16 protein-coding genes are annotated in these 14,664 nt (G+C 72.2%); 5 read left to right on the top strand and 11 right to left on the bottom strand.

Going from position 1 to position 14,664, the window contains the following annotated elements; all coding sequences use genetic code 11:
• The coding region (locus tag ACFUJ1_RS30015; protein ID WP_378650684.1) for a dihydrodipicolinate reductase at positions 1–1,006 on the bottom strand (1,006 nt) is incomplete at its 3' end.
• A complete protein-coding gene (locus ACFUJ1_RS30010) occupies positions 1,003–2,007 on the bottom strand; it encodes a Rieske 2Fe-2S domain-containing protein (RefSeq protein ID WP_378650683.1) in 1,005 nt (334 codons plus the stop codon). The genes ACFUJ1_RS30010 and ACFUJ1_RS30015, both read right to left, overlap by 4 nt.
• Positions 2,008–2,124: 117 nt before the next feature.
• Between ACFUJ1_RS30010 and ACFUJ1_RS30005 the strand changes: the two genes are divergently transcribed.
• Positions 2,125–2,742, top strand: a complete 618-nt coding sequence (locus ACFUJ1_RS30005) for a TetR/AcrR family transcriptional regulator (protein WP_378650682.1) — start codon at positions 2,125–2,127, stop codon at positions 2,740–2,742.
• 7 nt (positions 2,743–2,749) lie between these two features.
• Here the strand turns inward: ACFUJ1_RS30005 and ACFUJ1_RS30000 are convergent, their stop codons facing one another.
• Complete coding sequence (locus ACFUJ1_RS30000) at positions 2,750–3,253, bottom strand: flavin reductase family protein (protein WP_378650681.1); 504 nt, start codon at positions 3,251–3,253, stop codon at positions 2,750–2,752.
• Between the two features lie 125 nt (positions 3,254–3,378).
• Here ACFUJ1_RS30000 and ACFUJ1_RS29995 point away from each other — a divergent pair, with 125 nt between their 5' ends.
• Positions 3,379–5,706: an acetyl-CoA acetyltransferase gene (locus tag ACFUJ1_RS29995; protein WP_378650680.1), complete on the top strand. Its 2,328-nt coding sequence runs from the start codon at positions 3,379–3,381 to the stop codon at positions 5,704–5,706.
• 92 nt (positions 5,707–5,798) lie between these two features.
• Positions 5,799–6,203, top strand: a complete 405-nt coding sequence (locus tag ACFUJ1_RS29990) for a DUF3052 domain-containing protein (protein ID WP_378650679.1) — start codon at positions 5,799–5,801, stop codon at positions 6,201–6,203.
• Here ACFUJ1_RS29990 and ACFUJ1_RS29985 read toward each other — a convergent pair.
• The 7 genes from ACFUJ1_RS29985 to ACFUJ1_RS29955 all read right to left on the bottom strand — a co-directional run bounded on the left by ACFUJ1_RS29985 (position 6,200) and on the right by ACFUJ1_RS29955 (position 11,814).
• Positions 6,200–7,429, bottom strand: coding sequence for an NAD(P)-binding domain-containing protein (locus tag ACFUJ1_RS29985; protein WP_378650678.1), 1,230 nt, complete (start codon positions 7,427–7,429; stop codon positions 6,200–6,202). The genes ACFUJ1_RS29990 and ACFUJ1_RS29985 overlap by 4 nt on opposite strands.
• A complete protein-coding gene (locus tag ACFUJ1_RS29980; protein WP_378650677.1) occupies positions 7,429–7,995 on the bottom strand; it encodes an OsmC family protein in 567 nt (188 codons plus the stop codon). The genes ACFUJ1_RS29985 and ACFUJ1_RS29980 overlap by 1 nt, the downstream gene beginning before the upstream one ends.
• 26 nt (positions 7,996–8,021) lie before the next feature.
• Positions 8,022–8,597, bottom strand: a complete 576-nt coding sequence (locus tag ACFUJ1_RS29975; RefSeq protein ID WP_378650676.1) for a CoA-binding protein — start codon at positions 8,595–8,597, stop codon at positions 8,022–8,024.
• Positions 8,594–9,892 carry an O-acetylhomoserine aminocarboxypropyltransferase/cysteine synthase family protein gene (locus ACFUJ1_RS29970; RefSeq protein ID WP_378650675.1) on the bottom strand — a complete coding sequence of 433 codons (1,299 nt, stop codon included), beginning with the start codon at positions 9,890–9,892 and terminating at the stop codon, positions 8,594–8,596. The genes ACFUJ1_RS29975 and ACFUJ1_RS29970 overlap by 4 nt, the downstream gene beginning before the upstream one ends.
• A 44-nt stretch (positions 9,893–9,936) precedes the next feature.
• Complete coding sequence (locus tag ACFUJ1_RS29965; RefSeq protein WP_378650674.1) at positions 9,937–10,452, bottom strand: OsmC family protein; 516 nt, start codon at positions 10,450–10,452, stop codon at positions 9,937–9,939.
• Positions 10,453–10,582: 130 nt separating this feature from the next.
• On the bottom strand, positions 10,583–11,221 hold the full coding sequence (locus tag ACFUJ1_RS29960) for a carboxymuconolactone decarboxylase family protein (protein WP_378650673.1): 639 nt from the start codon (positions 11,219–11,221) through the stop codon (positions 10,583–10,585).
• A 26-nt stretch (positions 11,222–11,247) separates the two neighbouring features.
• On the bottom strand, positions 11,248–11,814 hold the full coding sequence (locus ACFUJ1_RS29955; RefSeq protein ID WP_378650687.1) for a VOC family protein: 567 nt from the start codon (positions 11,812–11,814) through the stop codon (positions 11,248–11,250).
• Between the two features lie 54 nt (positions 11,815–11,868).
• On the opposite strand from ACFUJ1_RS29955, the gene ACFUJ1_RS29950 reads away from it, so the two are divergent.
• Both ACFUJ1_RS29950 and ACFUJ1_RS29945 read left to right on the top strand, forming a co-directional pair.
• Complete coding sequence (locus tag ACFUJ1_RS29950) at positions 11,869–12,495, top strand: TetR/AcrR family transcriptional regulator (RefSeq protein ID WP_378650672.1); 627 nt, start codon at positions 11,869–11,871, stop codon at positions 12,493–12,495.
• Positions 12,492–13,715, top strand: coding sequence for a CaiB/BaiF CoA transferase family protein (locus ACFUJ1_RS29945; RefSeq protein ID WP_378650671.1), 1,224 nt, complete (start codon positions 12,492–12,494; stop codon positions 13,713–13,715). The genes ACFUJ1_RS29950 and ACFUJ1_RS29945 overlap by 4 nt, the downstream gene beginning before the upstream one ends.
• Before the next feature lie 101 nt (positions 13,716–13,816).
• Here ACFUJ1_RS29945 and ACFUJ1_RS29940 read toward each other — a convergent pair whose 3' ends face one another.
• On the bottom strand, positions 13,817–14,650 hold the full coding sequence (locus tag ACFUJ1_RS29940) for an ADP-ribosylglycohydrolase family protein (RefSeq protein ID WP_378650670.1): 834 nt from the start codon (positions 14,648–14,650) through the stop codon (positions 13,817–13,819).
• Positions 14,651–14,664 lie beyond the last annotated feature (14 nt).

Here is a 14,664-nt window from a genome sequence, read left to right as displayed (position 1 = left end):
AGCGGATGGCGTTCAGCGCGGGCAGCCCGGTGACCGTCATCCCGATCTTCGCGAAGGAGGCCGGGTCGGAGAGGTCGACGCCGGGCTTCGGGAAGATCATGTGCTTGCTGTAGATGCTCGGGTCGCCGGTGACCTGGGTGATGTAGCAGCCCTTGATGTCCCAGGACGGGTCGGTGTGCGGGGTCATCTGCCACTCCAGGTGCGACTCCACCCGCGGCACGCCGCCAACCAGCCCCCGGTACTTGATGTAGCTGCCGCCGAGCGAGCCCTTCGGCAGCCGGTACCAGCCCAGGTCGACGTCCTTGGTGCAGACCCCGAGCTCGTAGGAGAAGGTCACCTCGTCGAGTTCCAGGTCGAAGGCGTCGGCCATGAGGTACACCGAGTCGGCGAAGACCGCGGTGTACCTGTACAGCGAATCCGGGATGGACGGGTCTTCGGCGGGCAGGCCGTACCCCACCGCCTTCCAGGTGTCCACCGAGTGGTGGCAGGAGACGTCGACCGATTCGGTGACCGTCACGTTCTCGATCTCGGCGACGTCGGCGCTGTGCACGATGCCGAGGATCTGACACAGCCCCGGATTCATGCCGGTGCCGTAGAAGGTCGAGCCGCCGCGCTCGCAGGCGGCCTGGATGACCTCGCTGACCTTCCGGCCGGAGGGGTGCGGGTGGTTCCGGTCGCGGTGGAAGCCGGTGATCCAGTCGGCGGTGGTCACCACGTCGATGCCTGCCTCCAGCACCCGGACGTAGAGCTCCTCGTCCGGGAAGACGCCGTGGAAGGTGAGCACGTCGGGTTTCGCGGCGATGATCTCCTCGACCGTGCCGGTGGCGAGCACCCCGATCGGGCCGATGCCGACGATCTCGCCCGCGTCCCGGCCGACCTTCTCCGGCGAATAGCAGTGCAGCCCGACCAATTCCAGGTCGGGGTGCTCGCGGATGCGCCCGATCAGCTCGGTGCCGAGATTGCCGGTGGCGACCTGGAAGACCCGGACCTGGTCGGTGCTGCTCATGGCTGGCCTTTCGAAAGGGTTGCGGCGGGGTAGAACTGCTGCGCCCACGCGCGCAGCGCGGTGAAACCGGCGTACTCCTTGCGCGAGAGCGCGGGCGGGTCGGAGTAGCGCTGGTGCGCCCAGATGTGCACGTCGGCGGCGAACTGCTCGATCACGAAGTCCGCCATGGTTTTTCCGTAGCGGGAGAGTTCGGGGCGGTCGTCGCCCGGTTTGCGGCCGATCCAGACGGTGAAGCGGACGTCGGAGGTCGATTCGTCCACCGGGGTGACCGCGGGCATGGTGCGGTTGTCCACCATGCCCCAGCTCTTGGTGATCGAGCAGCCGAGCCCGGCGTTGATGGATTCGACCCCGCTGTTCGCGTCGGCCGCGCTGGCGCCGGGGTCGAAATCGATGGTGAAGTCGACGTAGGAGACCGGGCCGGAGAAATCGTGCCTGGTGAATTCCGGGACGAACGGCGTCTTGTGCACGAACTTGAAGTGCGCGAAATCGACGCCGTTCTCCATGATGTACTGCGGGTGCAGCTCCAGCCCCTGCCGGAAGAGCGTCGCGCCGGGCACCGGCGGGTAGTAGTCCGCCGCGGTCTTGCCGTCGCCGAACGCGGTGAAGATGTCCGGGACCTCGAAATGCGGTGTGCGGCCCTCGGTGTCGTACCAGATCCAGACCGCCTCGTTGCGCTCCACGACCGGGTAGCTGCGGATTCGGCGGCCCCTGTTCGGGTGACTCTCGTAGGGGATGCAGACATTGCGCCCCTCGCGGCTCCACTCCCAGCCGTGGAACGGGCACACCAGGTTTTCGCCGTCGACATGGCCGCCGAACCCGAGGTGCGCGCCGAGGTGCTCGCAGTAGGCGTCGAAGACGGCGACCCGCCCGGACGCCGAGCGCCAGGCGACCAGCTCGCGGCCGAAGTACTTCATCGTGTGCACCGCGCCGACCGCGATCTCGGTGCACCAGGCGACCTGGAACCAGCCCGTCGGCTCCATCGACAGGGGTGGCTTCGCCATCTCGTCCTCCGCGTCCTCGGTGGCTGTCGTGCTCCGATCGTAGAAGTCTCTGCGAAATTATTCAAGAGGGTTCTACGAAACTGGATTCCGCAGGTCACAGGGGGTAACCTCGGGACCATGACCGAAGCGGCGACGGCGGGGCGACGCGCCAACCGGCGCGGCCTCCGCTCCAGGGAGAGCATGCTGGAGGCGGCGATCAGCTCGCTGGCCACCGGCGATCCGGCGGCGGTCTCCGGCAATCGGATCGCCAGGGACATCGGCGCCACCTGGAGCGTGGTCAAGTACCAGTTCGGCGGGATCGACGGGCTCTGGGCGGCGGTGCTGCGGCACACCGCCGATCAGCGCGGCGACCTCCCCGCCGGGCTCGAGCCCGGCGGCACGCTCCGCGATCGGGTGGCCGCCATGATCAACGCGCTCTACACCGGGTTGCGCAGGCCGGAGTCGCTGGCCATCGAGACGCTGCGCGCCGCACTCCCCCGCGACCACGCCGAACTCGAGCGCGACTACCCGCTGACCGCCGCCGAGCTGGCCTCCTGGAAGCCGAACTGGGAGCGCGCCTGCCAGAACGCCTTCGCCGACCTCGGGCTCGACCCGGTCCGGGTGCGCCGGGTGGCCGCGCTCATCCCGGCGGCCATGCGCGGCATCACCTCCGAGCGCACGCTCGGCACCTACGGCGACCTGGACGACGCGCTGGCGGCACTGATCGGCGGGATCGTCGCCTACCTGGAGCGCTGAGGTGGGCTCAGACCGGCTCGGTGAGCAGCTGCCGGAATCGGCTGCCGTGGAAGATGAGCGGCTCCGCGCCGTCCTCGGTGGCGATCCGCTCGATCCGGACCAGCGCGACCTCGTGATCACCCGCGGGCACCACCGTCTCCAGCGTGCCCTCGATCCAGGCGGCCGAGCCGTCGACGAAGACCGCGCCCGCCTCGCCGCGGTGCACGGTGACGCCCTGGAAGCGATCACCGGCGCGGGTGCCGAGGCTGCGGGCGGCGGCGCGCTGCTCGGTGCCGAGCAGGCTCAGGCCGAGCTTGCCCGAGCTGCGCAGCACCGGCCAGGTGGCCGAGCCGAGCTGGACGCAGAACGAGACGAGCGGCGGGTCGAGCGAGACCGGGACGAAGCTGCTCACCGCCAATCCCACCGGGACGCCGTCGATTTCGGCGCAGACCGCGACCACGCCACTGGGGAAGGCCCCGAAGGCACGGCGCAGGCCGTCCGCGTCGGCCGGGGCACGGAACTGCTGCTGCATGGTCCAAATCTAACATCTGATATATCAGAAGCCAACCCATCGAGCGAAACGGACGCCCGGTCCGCTCCGCTCCGAGCGCGCGAGCGATAATCGGCGTGATCATCTCGCGCAGGAAGGGCAGGGTCGTGCCGGAGAGCCTCCACGAAGCGGTGCCGCCGCGCACCCCCGTGATCGTCGGCGTCGGTCAGGCCGCGGAGCGGCTCGGCGCCGATGGATACCGCGCGCTCTCCGCCGCCGACCTCGCGGCCGAGGCGGTGCGCGCGGCGCTCACCGACGCCACCCTGCCCGCGTCGAGCATCGACACCATCGCCGCGGTGCGCGCCTTCGACGTGGCCAGCCCGTACGCGGTGGCCGCGCTCGGCGCCCCGGACAACGTGCCGCGCGCCGTCGCCGCCCGGGTCGGCGCCGACCCGGCGCGCGCCGTCCTCGGCCCGACCGGCGGGCAGAGCCCGCAGCAGCTGCTCACCGAGCTGTGCCGGGAGATCGCGGCGGGCCGCGGCGAGACCGCGCTGCTCTTCGGCGCGGAGACCATCTCCACCGTGCGGCACCTGGCCGGGCTCCCCCGCGACCAGCACCCCGACCACTCGGAGCGGCACCCGGGCAGCCTGGCGGACCGCGGCTACCGGATCACCGGCCTCACCGCGGCCTATTCCGCGCAGCACGGGCTGGTGGAGCCGACCGTCGTCTACTCGGCCATGGAGAACGCCAGGCGCACCCGGCTCGGCGCCTCCCGGGCGGCGTACGCCCGCGCCATCGGCGAGCTCTTCGCCCCCTTCACCGCGGTGGCCGCGGCCAACCCGTACTCGGCCGCCCCGGTCGAGCGGGACGCCACCGAGCTGGTCACGGTCGACGCGCGCAACCGCGCGATCACCGACGTCTACACCCGCTTCGTGGTGGCGCGGGACCAGGTCAACCAGGCCGCGGCCGTGCTCGTCACCAGCACCGAGCACGCGGACCGGCTCGGCATCCCGCCGGAGCAGCGGGTCCACCTGCACGGCTGGGCGGATCTGTCCGAGCGCGGACTGCTGGAGCGCCCGGCGCTCGACCGCAGCCCGGCCGCGGTGGCGGCGGTACGGCACGCGCTGGACACGGCCGGGATCGGGCTGGACGACGTGGCCGCGCTCGACCTCTACAGCTGCTTCCCGATCGCGGTCTTCAACCTCTGCGACGGGCTCGGGCTCGCCCCGGACGACCCGCGCGGGCTCACCGTCACCGGCGGGCTCCCCTTCTTCGGCGGCGCGGGCAACAACTACAGCGCGCACGGCATCGCGGAGATCGTGGCGCGGCTGCGGCGAACACCCGGCGGGTACGGGCTGGTCGCGGCGAACGGCGGCGTGCTCAGCAAGCACTCGGTCGGCGTCTACTCGACCACGCCCGCACCCTTCCCCGAGGGCGGCACGGCCGGGCTCCAAGCCGAGCTGGACGCCGTGCCCACCGTGCCGGTGGCGCACCGCCCCGACGGCTGGGGCACCGTCGAATCCTGGGTGGTGAGCTACGGCAGGGACGGCAGCCCGCGCGGCATCGTGATCGGCAGGCTGGACGACGGCCGCCGCTTCCTCGCCAACACCGCCGACGCGGCCGCCACCGCCCTGCTCACCGATGCCGAGCAGCCCGCCGGAGAGCGGGTGTACGTGCGCGCCACCGACGCGGGCAACCGCGTCACCCTATCCCGCCCCGAGCCGAAACCGGCCGCACCGCCGCGCGATTCGGCGCACCTCACGGTCACCACCGCCGGGCACGTCCTCGAGATCGCGCTGAACCGGCCCGACCTGGACGCCGAGGTGCTGCGCGACCTCGACCACGCCCTCGCGGCGTACCAGCGCGACCCCGAGCTGTGGGTCGCCATCGTCACCGGGGGCGAGAACTTCGCGCTCGGCGTCGATCCCGCCGCCGCGGGCTCGCCGCTGCTCCTGCTGCTGCGGTCGCACCGGGTGTGGACCGGCCGCCCGGCGGCGCACGGCGCCAAACCGGTCGTCGCCGCCGTCACCGGCCGCGCCGACGGCGCCGGGCTCGCGCTCGCGCTCGCCTGCGACCTGGTGGTCGCCGACGAGGCGGCGAGCTTCGCCGTGACCGACCCCGCGGTGGGGCTCCCGCCCGCGCTCGGCGTGCTGGCGGCGCTGCCGCGGCTGGCGGGCCCCGCGCTCGCCCGCGACCTGATCCTCACCGGCCGCCGCCTCACCGCCCCCGAGGCGCTGGCCGCCGGGCTGATCGCGCGCACCGTCCCGCACGGCAAGGCGCTCGACGCCGCCCACGAGGTGGCCGCCGACATCGTCGCCCGCTCCCCCGTCGCGCTGCGCGCCGCGCTCACCTTCCTGCGCGCCGCCGACGAATACCCCGGCGAGACCGATCGGCACGCGGCCGCGCTCGCCGACGTGGTGCTCGCCGCGCACGACCCGTCCGAGGGGTTCGCGGCGTACCGCCAAGGGCGCCAGCCGAACTGGCGCCTCGAATGACCCCGACACTCCGGCGTGACCGGAATCGGGCGGGAACGACCATCGACGGTCTACGGTTCGGATCGACTCCGGAATGAAAGGAACCAAACATCGTGGCGGAGGTTTCCACCAGTCCGGCGGACCGGCTCGGGTTCGAAGCGGGCCAGGTCGTCCTGGAGATCGGGTACGACGAGGACGTCGATGACGACCTGCGCCAGGCGATCGAGACCCTGATCGGGCAGGAGCTGGTCGACGAGGACTACGAGGAACTCGCCGACGGGGTCGTGCTCTGGTACCGCGACGACGACGGCGACCTGACCGACATCCTGGTCGACGCGAACGGCTCGCTCGGCAGCGGCGGCACCCTGTGGCTGCTCACCCCCAAGACCGGGCGCGAGGGCTACGTCCAGCCGAGCGACATCGCCGACGCCGCGCACACGGCGGGCCTGGCCCAGACCAGCTCGGCGACGGTCGCGCCGGAGTGGTCGGGGGCCAAGCTGGTCGCCCCGAAGCGCTAGGACGCCTCGACCGGTCGCGGGTGCGGGTCCGCGCCGCCGAGGTGCTCCGCGAGGTGCGCGGTGAGCTCGGCGGCGTCGGCGTCCGACCCGGCGATGTAGGTGGAGCGCCTGCGCCGCAGGACCGGCAGCCCGGTGACGTAGAGCCCGGGCCAGTCCACCACGCCGCCGTGGTGCCGCAGCCGCCCGCGCGGGTCGAAGGCGGGCACCTCCAGCCAGGAGTGGTCCGGCTTGATGCCGGTCGCCCACACCACCGAGCGGATCTCGCCGCTCGTCAGGTCGAGCAGCAGCGGGGAGTCCGGCACCCTGGTCGGGTCCGGGCGCTCGCCGGTACCGCCCGCGTGCGCGTCGATGCTGTCCAGCAGGCGGTTCAGCTTCAGGTCGGCCAGCGTCACCACATTGCGCAGCGAGCCGGAGAACTGCGCCTTCCCGTCCCTGATCCCGGCCAGCTTGCCGACCAGCCGGATGCCCTGCTCCTGCAGCGCGTTGAAGTCGACCGTGCGGCCGCCGCCGACCAGCTGGAACGAGGCCAGGTTGCGGGCGCGCACGATGTCGTCGATGCGGTCCCAGCGCTCGTCGAGCAGCCCGATCTCGTCCAGCCACCAGAGGATGTCGCGGTCCCGGTAGCGCCGCGGCACCCGGACGTGCTCGCCGGTGGCGAGCGTGACCGGGCGGCCGGAGCGGTGGATCTCCTCGGCGATCTGCACGCCGCTGGCGGCGCCGCCGACCACGAGCACGCCGCCGTCGGGCAACTGCCCCGGGTTCCGGTAGTGCAGTGCGGCAAGCGATTCGATGCCGTCCGGGAGCGCGGCGGCGAGCGCGGGCACCGGGGAGACCGTGGCGCCGGAGGCGAGTACGACGCTGCGCGCCGACCAGTCGCCCCGGTCGGTGCCGACGGTGAAGCCGGCGTCGGTGGCGCGCACCGCGGTCACCGTGGTCTCGGGCTGAACCGGAGCGGCCGACGCCGCCGCGTAGCCGGTGACGAAGTCCGCCACCTCGGCGGCGCTCAGGTAGCCGTCGGGGTCGTCGCCGTCGTAGGCGTGGCCGGGCAGCCGGGTCATCCAGTTGGGCGTGAGCAGACGCAGCGAATCCCAGCGCTGGGTGCGCCAGGAGTGCGCCACCCGGCCGCGCTCGAGGACCACGTGGTCGATCGAGCGGGCGGCCAGGTGGCGGCTGATTGCCAGGCCGTTGTGTCCGGCCCCGACCACGACGGTGGTCGTGGCGGGCATCAGGACGCGTTGACCTTGACCTCGACGTTGGTCGGGTTGGTCAGCGCGTCGTAGACCGCCGAGCGCTTCTGCGACTGCGCGACCAGCGCCTGGATGTCGGCGGGCGAGGCATCGGCGTCGATGGTGTAGTCGACGGTGATGTTCGAGAAGCCGTTGCGCACCTCCGGGTCGGCGCCGAGGATGCCGTGCAGGTCGAAGTCGGCGCGCACGGTGGCGACCACCGAGTTCAGCTTGATCTGGCGCTGCTGCGCGACCGAGGCGATGCCCGCGGTCAGGCAGGAGCCCAGCGCGACCAGCACGTACTCGGCCGGGGTGATCCCGTTGTCCTCGGCGGCGAACTGCGGCGGGTGGTCGGCGTCGAAGGTGAACTTCTTGGTGTGCGCCTGCTCGCCGCCGAGGCCGTAGAAGGTCTCCACCTCGGTCTGGCTGTGCGTGCCGCGCACCCAGCTCACCGTCGAGCGCCACTCGAACTTGGCGATCTCCGGGCTGTCGGCCAGCGCGGCGCGGGCGCCGAGCAGGTGTTCGACGTTGACGCCGTTGTCGACGGCGGGGGCGGTTCCGGTCATGGGCGATACCTCCTGAATCGTGCGGACTAGCGAACGGTCTTGCGGGCGGTGATCTGGCCGGTGTCGAAGCCGAGCAGGTGCAGCCCGCCGTGGAAGCGGGCGTGCTCGATCTTCAGGCAGCGGTCCATCACGACGGTCAGCCCGCGGGCCTCGGCGTCGCGGGCGGCGTCCTCGTTCCAGATGCCGAGCTGCACCCAGAGCACCGGAGCCGGGGTGAGCGCGGCGACGTCGTCGACCACGGACGGTATATCGCTCGCCTTCCGGAAAACGCATACGACATCCGGGGTCTCCGGCAGATCGGCGAGCGAGCCGAAGATCTCGTGACCGAGCACGCTGCGCCCGGCCGCGTTCGGATTGATGAAGGACACCGTGTAGTCGGTGGACTGCACCAGGTAGGTGCCGACGAAGTAGCTCGCCCGCGCCGGGTTCGTGGAGAACCCGACCACCGCGATGCTCTTCGCCCGGCGCAGGATGCGCAGCCGCTCCTTGGCCGACGGGCCCAGCCAGGTTCGCTCGCTGTGCAGCTGCTTGGCCCGTGGCGAGTCCGCGGGCAGGGCGAGCGTCAGCCCGTTCACCGTATGGGTCTCGACGACATCACTCATGCTGTGTTCTCCTTCGCCGCGGCGTGCAGTGCCTGGTCCAGGTCGTGCAGGATGTCGTCCACATCTTCCAGCCCGACGCTGATCCGCACCAGCCCCGGCGCGACCCCGGCCTCCACCAGCTGCTGCTCGGTGAGCTGCGCGTGCGTGGTCGAGGCGGGGTGGATGACCAGCGTCTTGGTGTCCCCGATATTGGCGAGATGGCTTGCCAGGTCGAGGGATTCGATGAAGGTGCGGCCCGCCTCGCGGCCGCCCTCGACGCCGAAGCCGAAGACGCTGCCCGGGCCGAGCGGCAGGTACTTGGCGGCGCGCTCGTGATGCGGATGCCCGGGCAGCCCGGCCCAGTTCACGAAGTCGACCCTGGAGTCCGCTTCCAGCCACTCCGCGACCGCGCGGGCGTTCTCCACGTGGTTCTGCATGCGCAGCGGCAGCGTCTCCACGCCGAGCGCGAGCTGCCAGGCGGCCAGCGGCCCGAGCGACGGCCCGATGTCGCGCAGCTGCTCGGCGCGCAGCCGGGTGAGGAAGGCGTACTCGCCGAAGTTGCCGTTCCAGGTGAGCCCGCCGTAGTGCGGGACGACCTCGTCGAAGAGCGGGAAGCGCGGATTGTGCCAGTCGAACCGGCCGGACTCCACCACGACGCCGCCGAGCGTGGTGCCGTGCCCGCCGAGGAACTTGGTGGCCGAGTGGATGACGATGTCGGCGCCCCACTCCAGCGGCCGGTTCAGGTACGGCGTGGGAATGGTCGAGTCGACGATCAGCGGCACCCCGGCCGCGTGCGCCACGTCGGCCAGCCCCTCGAGGTCGGCGATGCCGCCGGACGGGTTCGCCACCGTCTCGACGAAGATCAGCTTGGTCCGGTCGGTGATCGCGGCGGCGTAGGCCGCCGGATCGTCCGAGGCGACGAAGGTGGTCTCGACGCCGAAGCGGCGCAGCGTGTTGTCGAGCTGGGTGAGCGTGCCGCCGTAGAGCTGCGCGCCCGCCACGATGTGGTCGCCCGCGCCTGCCAGCGCGGCGAAGGTGATGAACTCCGCGCCCATCCCGCTCGCGGTGGCGACGGCGCCGAGCCCGCCCTCCAGGCTGGCGATCCGCTCCTCGAAGCTGGCGACCGTCGGGTTCGCCAGCCGGGAGTAGACATTGCCGTACTTCTGCAGGGCGAACCGGGCGGCCGCGTCGGCGGTGTCGTCGAAGACGAACGCCGCCGACTGGTAGATCGGCAGCGCCCGCGCACCGCTCACCGCGTCCGGGATGTTCCCCGCGTGAATCGCCCTGGTCCGGAAACCGTATTCACGATCAGCCATGGGCGGCGACCCTACAGCAGCCCTCGGCCCCCGCGGCGTTCTGCTCAGCCAAGCCGCACCTCGAGCGGCACCGAGTTGCGCAGGGTGTGCCCGACCGGTGAGCTGGCCTGCACCTTGGCGTGCAGCTCGGCGATCTGCTCCGGGGTGGCGTCGGCGTCGATGGTCACCGTCGCGGTGATGGAGTCGAAGCCGGCATGGCCGTCGGCGAGCCCGAGGAAGACGTGCAGATCGAGATCGCCCTTCAGATCGATCTTCACATCCCTGAGCTCGATGCCCGCCACCGTCGCATTGGCCGCGTAGCCGACCGCCAGGCAGTTGCCGAGCGCCCCGAGCAGCTGCTCCACCGGGTTCGCCGCGGTGTCGCCGCCGCCGAGCGCGGCGGGCTCGTCCGAGGGGGCGGGCGCGAACTGCCGCACCTTCGACTCGGAGGCGAACGCGCCCTTCCATGCCACGTGCGCGGCCCAGGTGGTCTGCGCCTTCGCCGGATCCTCCTGAACGGCCCGCACGAGACCACTCACGGCCTCGATGTCGACATTGTTGAGGACGGTATTCGCGGTCATCATCCACTCCCTCGATAGCCAGGCCGTTGCGGTACTTCGCAGTGTCCCGAGGTCGAGGCGTGGATTGAACCCATTGACGCAGACTGAGCGAAACCTTGACGCGCCCGCGCCGTCTCGGGCAGGCGCGCCGCTACTCCGCCGAGAGATCGGCGGAGAGGTCGCGCGCCTCGACGCCGTCCGGCACCCGATACTCCTCGATCGGCTCCGGCCGGTCGTCGAACTCCAGCCGCAGCGCGCGGCAGATGGTGGCGTGCATGTCGTACATGGCGGTGATGTAGGTGAGCTGCAGGATCTCCGGGTCGCCCAGGTGCTCCCGCAGCACCTCGAAGACGCCGTCCGGCACCCGGCCGCCGTCCAGGACCAGCCCGTCGGTGTAGGCGAGCACCGCGCGCTCCAGGGCGGAGTAGGCGGTGCTGACCTGCCAGTGCGGGATCGCGGCGATCTTCTCCTCCGGCATGCCGAGCGAGCGCATCTGCTTGCAGTGCTGGGAGAAGACGAACTGGCTGCCCCTGGCGAAACCGGCCCGGCTCTGGCCCAGCTCGCGCAGCAGCGGGTCGAGCGCGGCATTGCGGTAGAGCGAGAAGCCGCGCACGGCGTGCCGGAAGACATCGGGCGACTGGGCGAAGACGGTCCACCAGTCGCCGGGGGTGGCGTGGATGGTGCCGTGGTCGACGGCGGGATCCTTCTCGGGGCCGAACAGGCGGTCGTAGAAGAACAGGATCTTCTCGTCGGTGACTTCGGCGCGGGGCACCTCACGCAGACGGGGCACGGCGATTCCTCTCGGGGACGACGGGGTCAGGACGGGGCCGGGGTGCGGCGGTCGGCGGCGGTGCGCGGCTCGTGCGTCACGTCGTCCGCGGTGAAGGTCCTGGTCCAGCAGGCGAATTCGAGCAGCACGCCGTCCGGGTCCTGGAAGTAGAAGGAGCGGACGAAGGTGCCGGGGTGCACGTCGCGGGAGACGCCGCGGGCGCTGTCGTCGTGGTTCAGGATCCGGCTCACCCGGACGCCGTCGGCGGGGAGGCGGCGGAAGTACTCGTCGAACCGCTCCGGCGGGACCGAGAAGGCGACGTGGTTCATCGAGCCGACGGCACTGAGCAGCTCGCCCTCGTCCGGCAGCCCCTTCGGCGCGGCCAGCCCCGGGGCGGCGTCCGGCGCGTCGGCCAGCCAGAAGAAGGCGAGGGTGTTGCCGCCGCCGCAGTCGAAGAAGAAGTGCTGCCCCAGGTCGCCGGGGAGCTCGACGGTCTTGACCAGCGGCATGCCGAGCACGCCGGAGTAGAAGTCGATGGTTCGGCGCATGTCCGCGCAGACCAGGGCGAGGTGGTTGATCCCGCGCAGCTCGTACTTGGCATTGACCGAGGCCATGGCGGTCCCTCCGGTTGACTTGACAGTCATGTCATCTCTGCGGACAGTGTGGGTGTGCCCCAGACGTCTGTCAATACCGCCGAGACGCTGACCCCCCGTGGCCGCCGGACCAGGGACGCGCTGCTCGCCGCCGCCCGCACGGTCTTCGAGACGGTCGGCTTCCCGGACTGCCGGGTCGAGCTGATCACCAGGGAGGCCGAGGTCTCCTACGGCACCTTCTACCGCTATTTCGAGTCGAAGGAACACGTCTTCACGGAGCTCAGCACCCAGCTCTTCGAGGAGGTGCACGGCCGCGAGCCCGTCGATCCCGGCCGCTCCCCCGCCGAGCGGCTGATCGCCTCGAACCGCGCCTACTACCGGGCGTACCGGCGCAACGCGAAGATGATGGCGATCGTCGAGCAGGTCGCCACCTTCAACGAGGAGTTCCGCGCGCTGCGGCACGAGCACCGCGGGCAGCTCATCGACCGCAGCTCGCGCGCCATCGCGCGCTGGCAGCGGGCGGGGCTGGCCGCGCCGGGGCTGGACCCGGTGCTCGCGGCCCGCGCCATGGCCGCCATGGTCGACCACACCCTCTACCTCTGGCTCATCCAGGGCGACGACGCCGACGAGGCGGCGCTGCTCGACACCCTCGACCGGATGTGCCTCGGCTCGCTCGGCCTCACCGCGGGTGCCGGGGAGTGAGCGGCGCGCTGGACGGCGTCCGGGTGCTCGAGCTGGGCACGCTGATCGCCGGGCCGTACTGCGGCAGGCTGCTCGGCGACATGGGCGCCGACGTGATCAAAATCGAGGCGCCGGACCGCCCCGACCCGCTGCGCGACTGGGGGCAGGCCGCCGGCGGGCACCAGTACTTCTGGTCCGTGCACGCCCGCAACAAGCGCTGCGTGAGCCTCGATCCGCGCACCCCGGCCGGGCGCGAGGTCTTCCTGGAGCTCGTCGCGACCGCCGACGTGGTGGTCGAGAGCTTCCGCCCCGGCACGCTGGAGCGCTGGGGGCTGGGCTGGGACGTGCTGAGCGCGACCGCACCCGGACTGGTGCTGGCCCGGGTCTCGGGCTACGGCCAGACCGGGCCGTACGCCGCGCGTCCGGGGTACGCCTCGGTGGCCGAGGGCATCAGCGGGCTGCGCCACCTGAACGGCTTCCCCGGGCAGCCGCCGCCGCGGCCCGCGCTCTCGCTCGGCGACACCCTCGCCGGGATGTTCGCCTTCCAGGGCGTGCTCGCGGCGCTCTTCGCCCGGACCCGCACCGGGCGCGGGCAGGTCGTCGACGCCGCGCTCAGCGAGGCGGCGCTGGCCGTCCAGGAGTCGACGGTGCCGGATTACCACAAGACCGGCCACGTGCGGCAGCCCTCCGGCACCCGGCTGGACCGGATCGCGCCCTCGAACATCTACCGCAGCGCGGACGGGCTCTGGGTGATCATCGCCGCCAACCAGGACACCCTCTTCGCCCGGCTGGCCGGCGCGATGGGCCGCCCCGAGCTGGCCGCCGACCCGCGCTACGCCACGCACACCGCGCGCGGCGACCACCAGGACGAGCTCGACGCGCTGATCGCCGCCTGGGCCGGGACGTTTCCCGCCGCCGAGCTGATCGCGCTGCTCACCGCGCACCAGGTGGTCGTCGGGCCGGTCAACACCGTCGCCGAGGTCATGGTCGATCCGCAGTTCGCCGCGCGCGGGCTCTTCGTCGACCACGTCGACCCCTCGGTGCGGCCGGGCGAGCCCGGTTACGACCCGGAGCCGGTCAAGGGCGTCGGGGTGGTCCCCCGGCTCAGCGCGACGGCGGGCGGGGTGCGCTGGGGTGGCGCGAGCAGGCCGGGCACGCACACCGACGAGGTGCTCACCGAGGTGCTCGGCTACGACGCCGCCCGGCTCGCCGCGCTGCGCGACGGGGGCACCATCGCCTGACCGTCGAGATCCACGAGCTCGGCGCGCGCGATTCCGCGATGCAGCACTCCGGGACCGCGTTCCGGGCCGGGCTGGGGAGGCCGCGATCTCGCCCCGGCGGCTCAGCCGAGCAGCCGGGCGTTCAGCTCGGCGAGGTAGTCGCGGCCGTAGCGGCCGTTCTCCAGCGTCTCGACCAGCACCGGCGGCAGGTCGGGGGTGACCTGCGCCGAGCGGGCGGCGGCGGCCAGCGCGATGGTCGCCACGGTGTCGACGTCGCCGGTGAAGGCGACGCAGCGGCGCAGCAGCTCGCGCGCGGAGGTGCTGCCCGCCAGCGCGGTGAGCGCGGCGGCCACGCTCATCCGCCCCTTGCTGCCGACCTTGCCGCGCCACGGCCGCGCCCAGTCGCCGGGGACGTGCCCGGCGATCCAGGCGCCGATCTCCGGCAGCGGGCCGAGGTCGTTGTGGGTGTAGTGCACGGCGAGCGCGGCGGCCTGCGCGGCGGCGATGCCATCGGGGGTGTCGTGCGTGACGGCGGCCTGCACGCGGGCGTGGTGCAGCACGTCGGCGACGGTGGGCAGCAGCCCGATCGGGGCGGCGCGCATGGCCGCGCCGCTCTTGTCGCTCTCCGGGCGGATCCGGCGCAGGAAGTCGGCGCCGTCGGCGACGGTGAGCAGGAAGTCGTGGAAGCGGCCCGCGTACCCCTCGCGCGGGTCCCGCCGGAAGGCCGTGACGAACCGGTCCGCGAGGTTCGCCGGGGTCCAGGGATCACCGGCGACCATGAGTTCGGCGACGGCCAGCGTCATCTGGGTGTCGTCGGTGTAGGCGCCGGGGCGGATCCCGAGGTGCGTCGGGTGCTGCACGTAGCCGCGCAGCGTGTTGTGCGCGGTGACGAACTCCGGCGGGGCGTACTCGAACCCGGCACCGTACGCATCCCCCACCGCCAGCTCGATCAGCACCGGATCATGGTGGC

The organism is Nocardia sp. NPDC057227, assembly GCF_042669725.1.
GTDB classification, from domain to species: domain Bacteria; phylum Actinomycetota; class Actinomycetes; order Mycobacteriales; family Mycobacteriaceae; genus Nocardia; species Nocardia asteroides_A.
The sequence above is the reverse complement of the archived record's forward strand: the minus strand, read 5'-3'. Positions and strand labels throughout refer to the sequence as shown.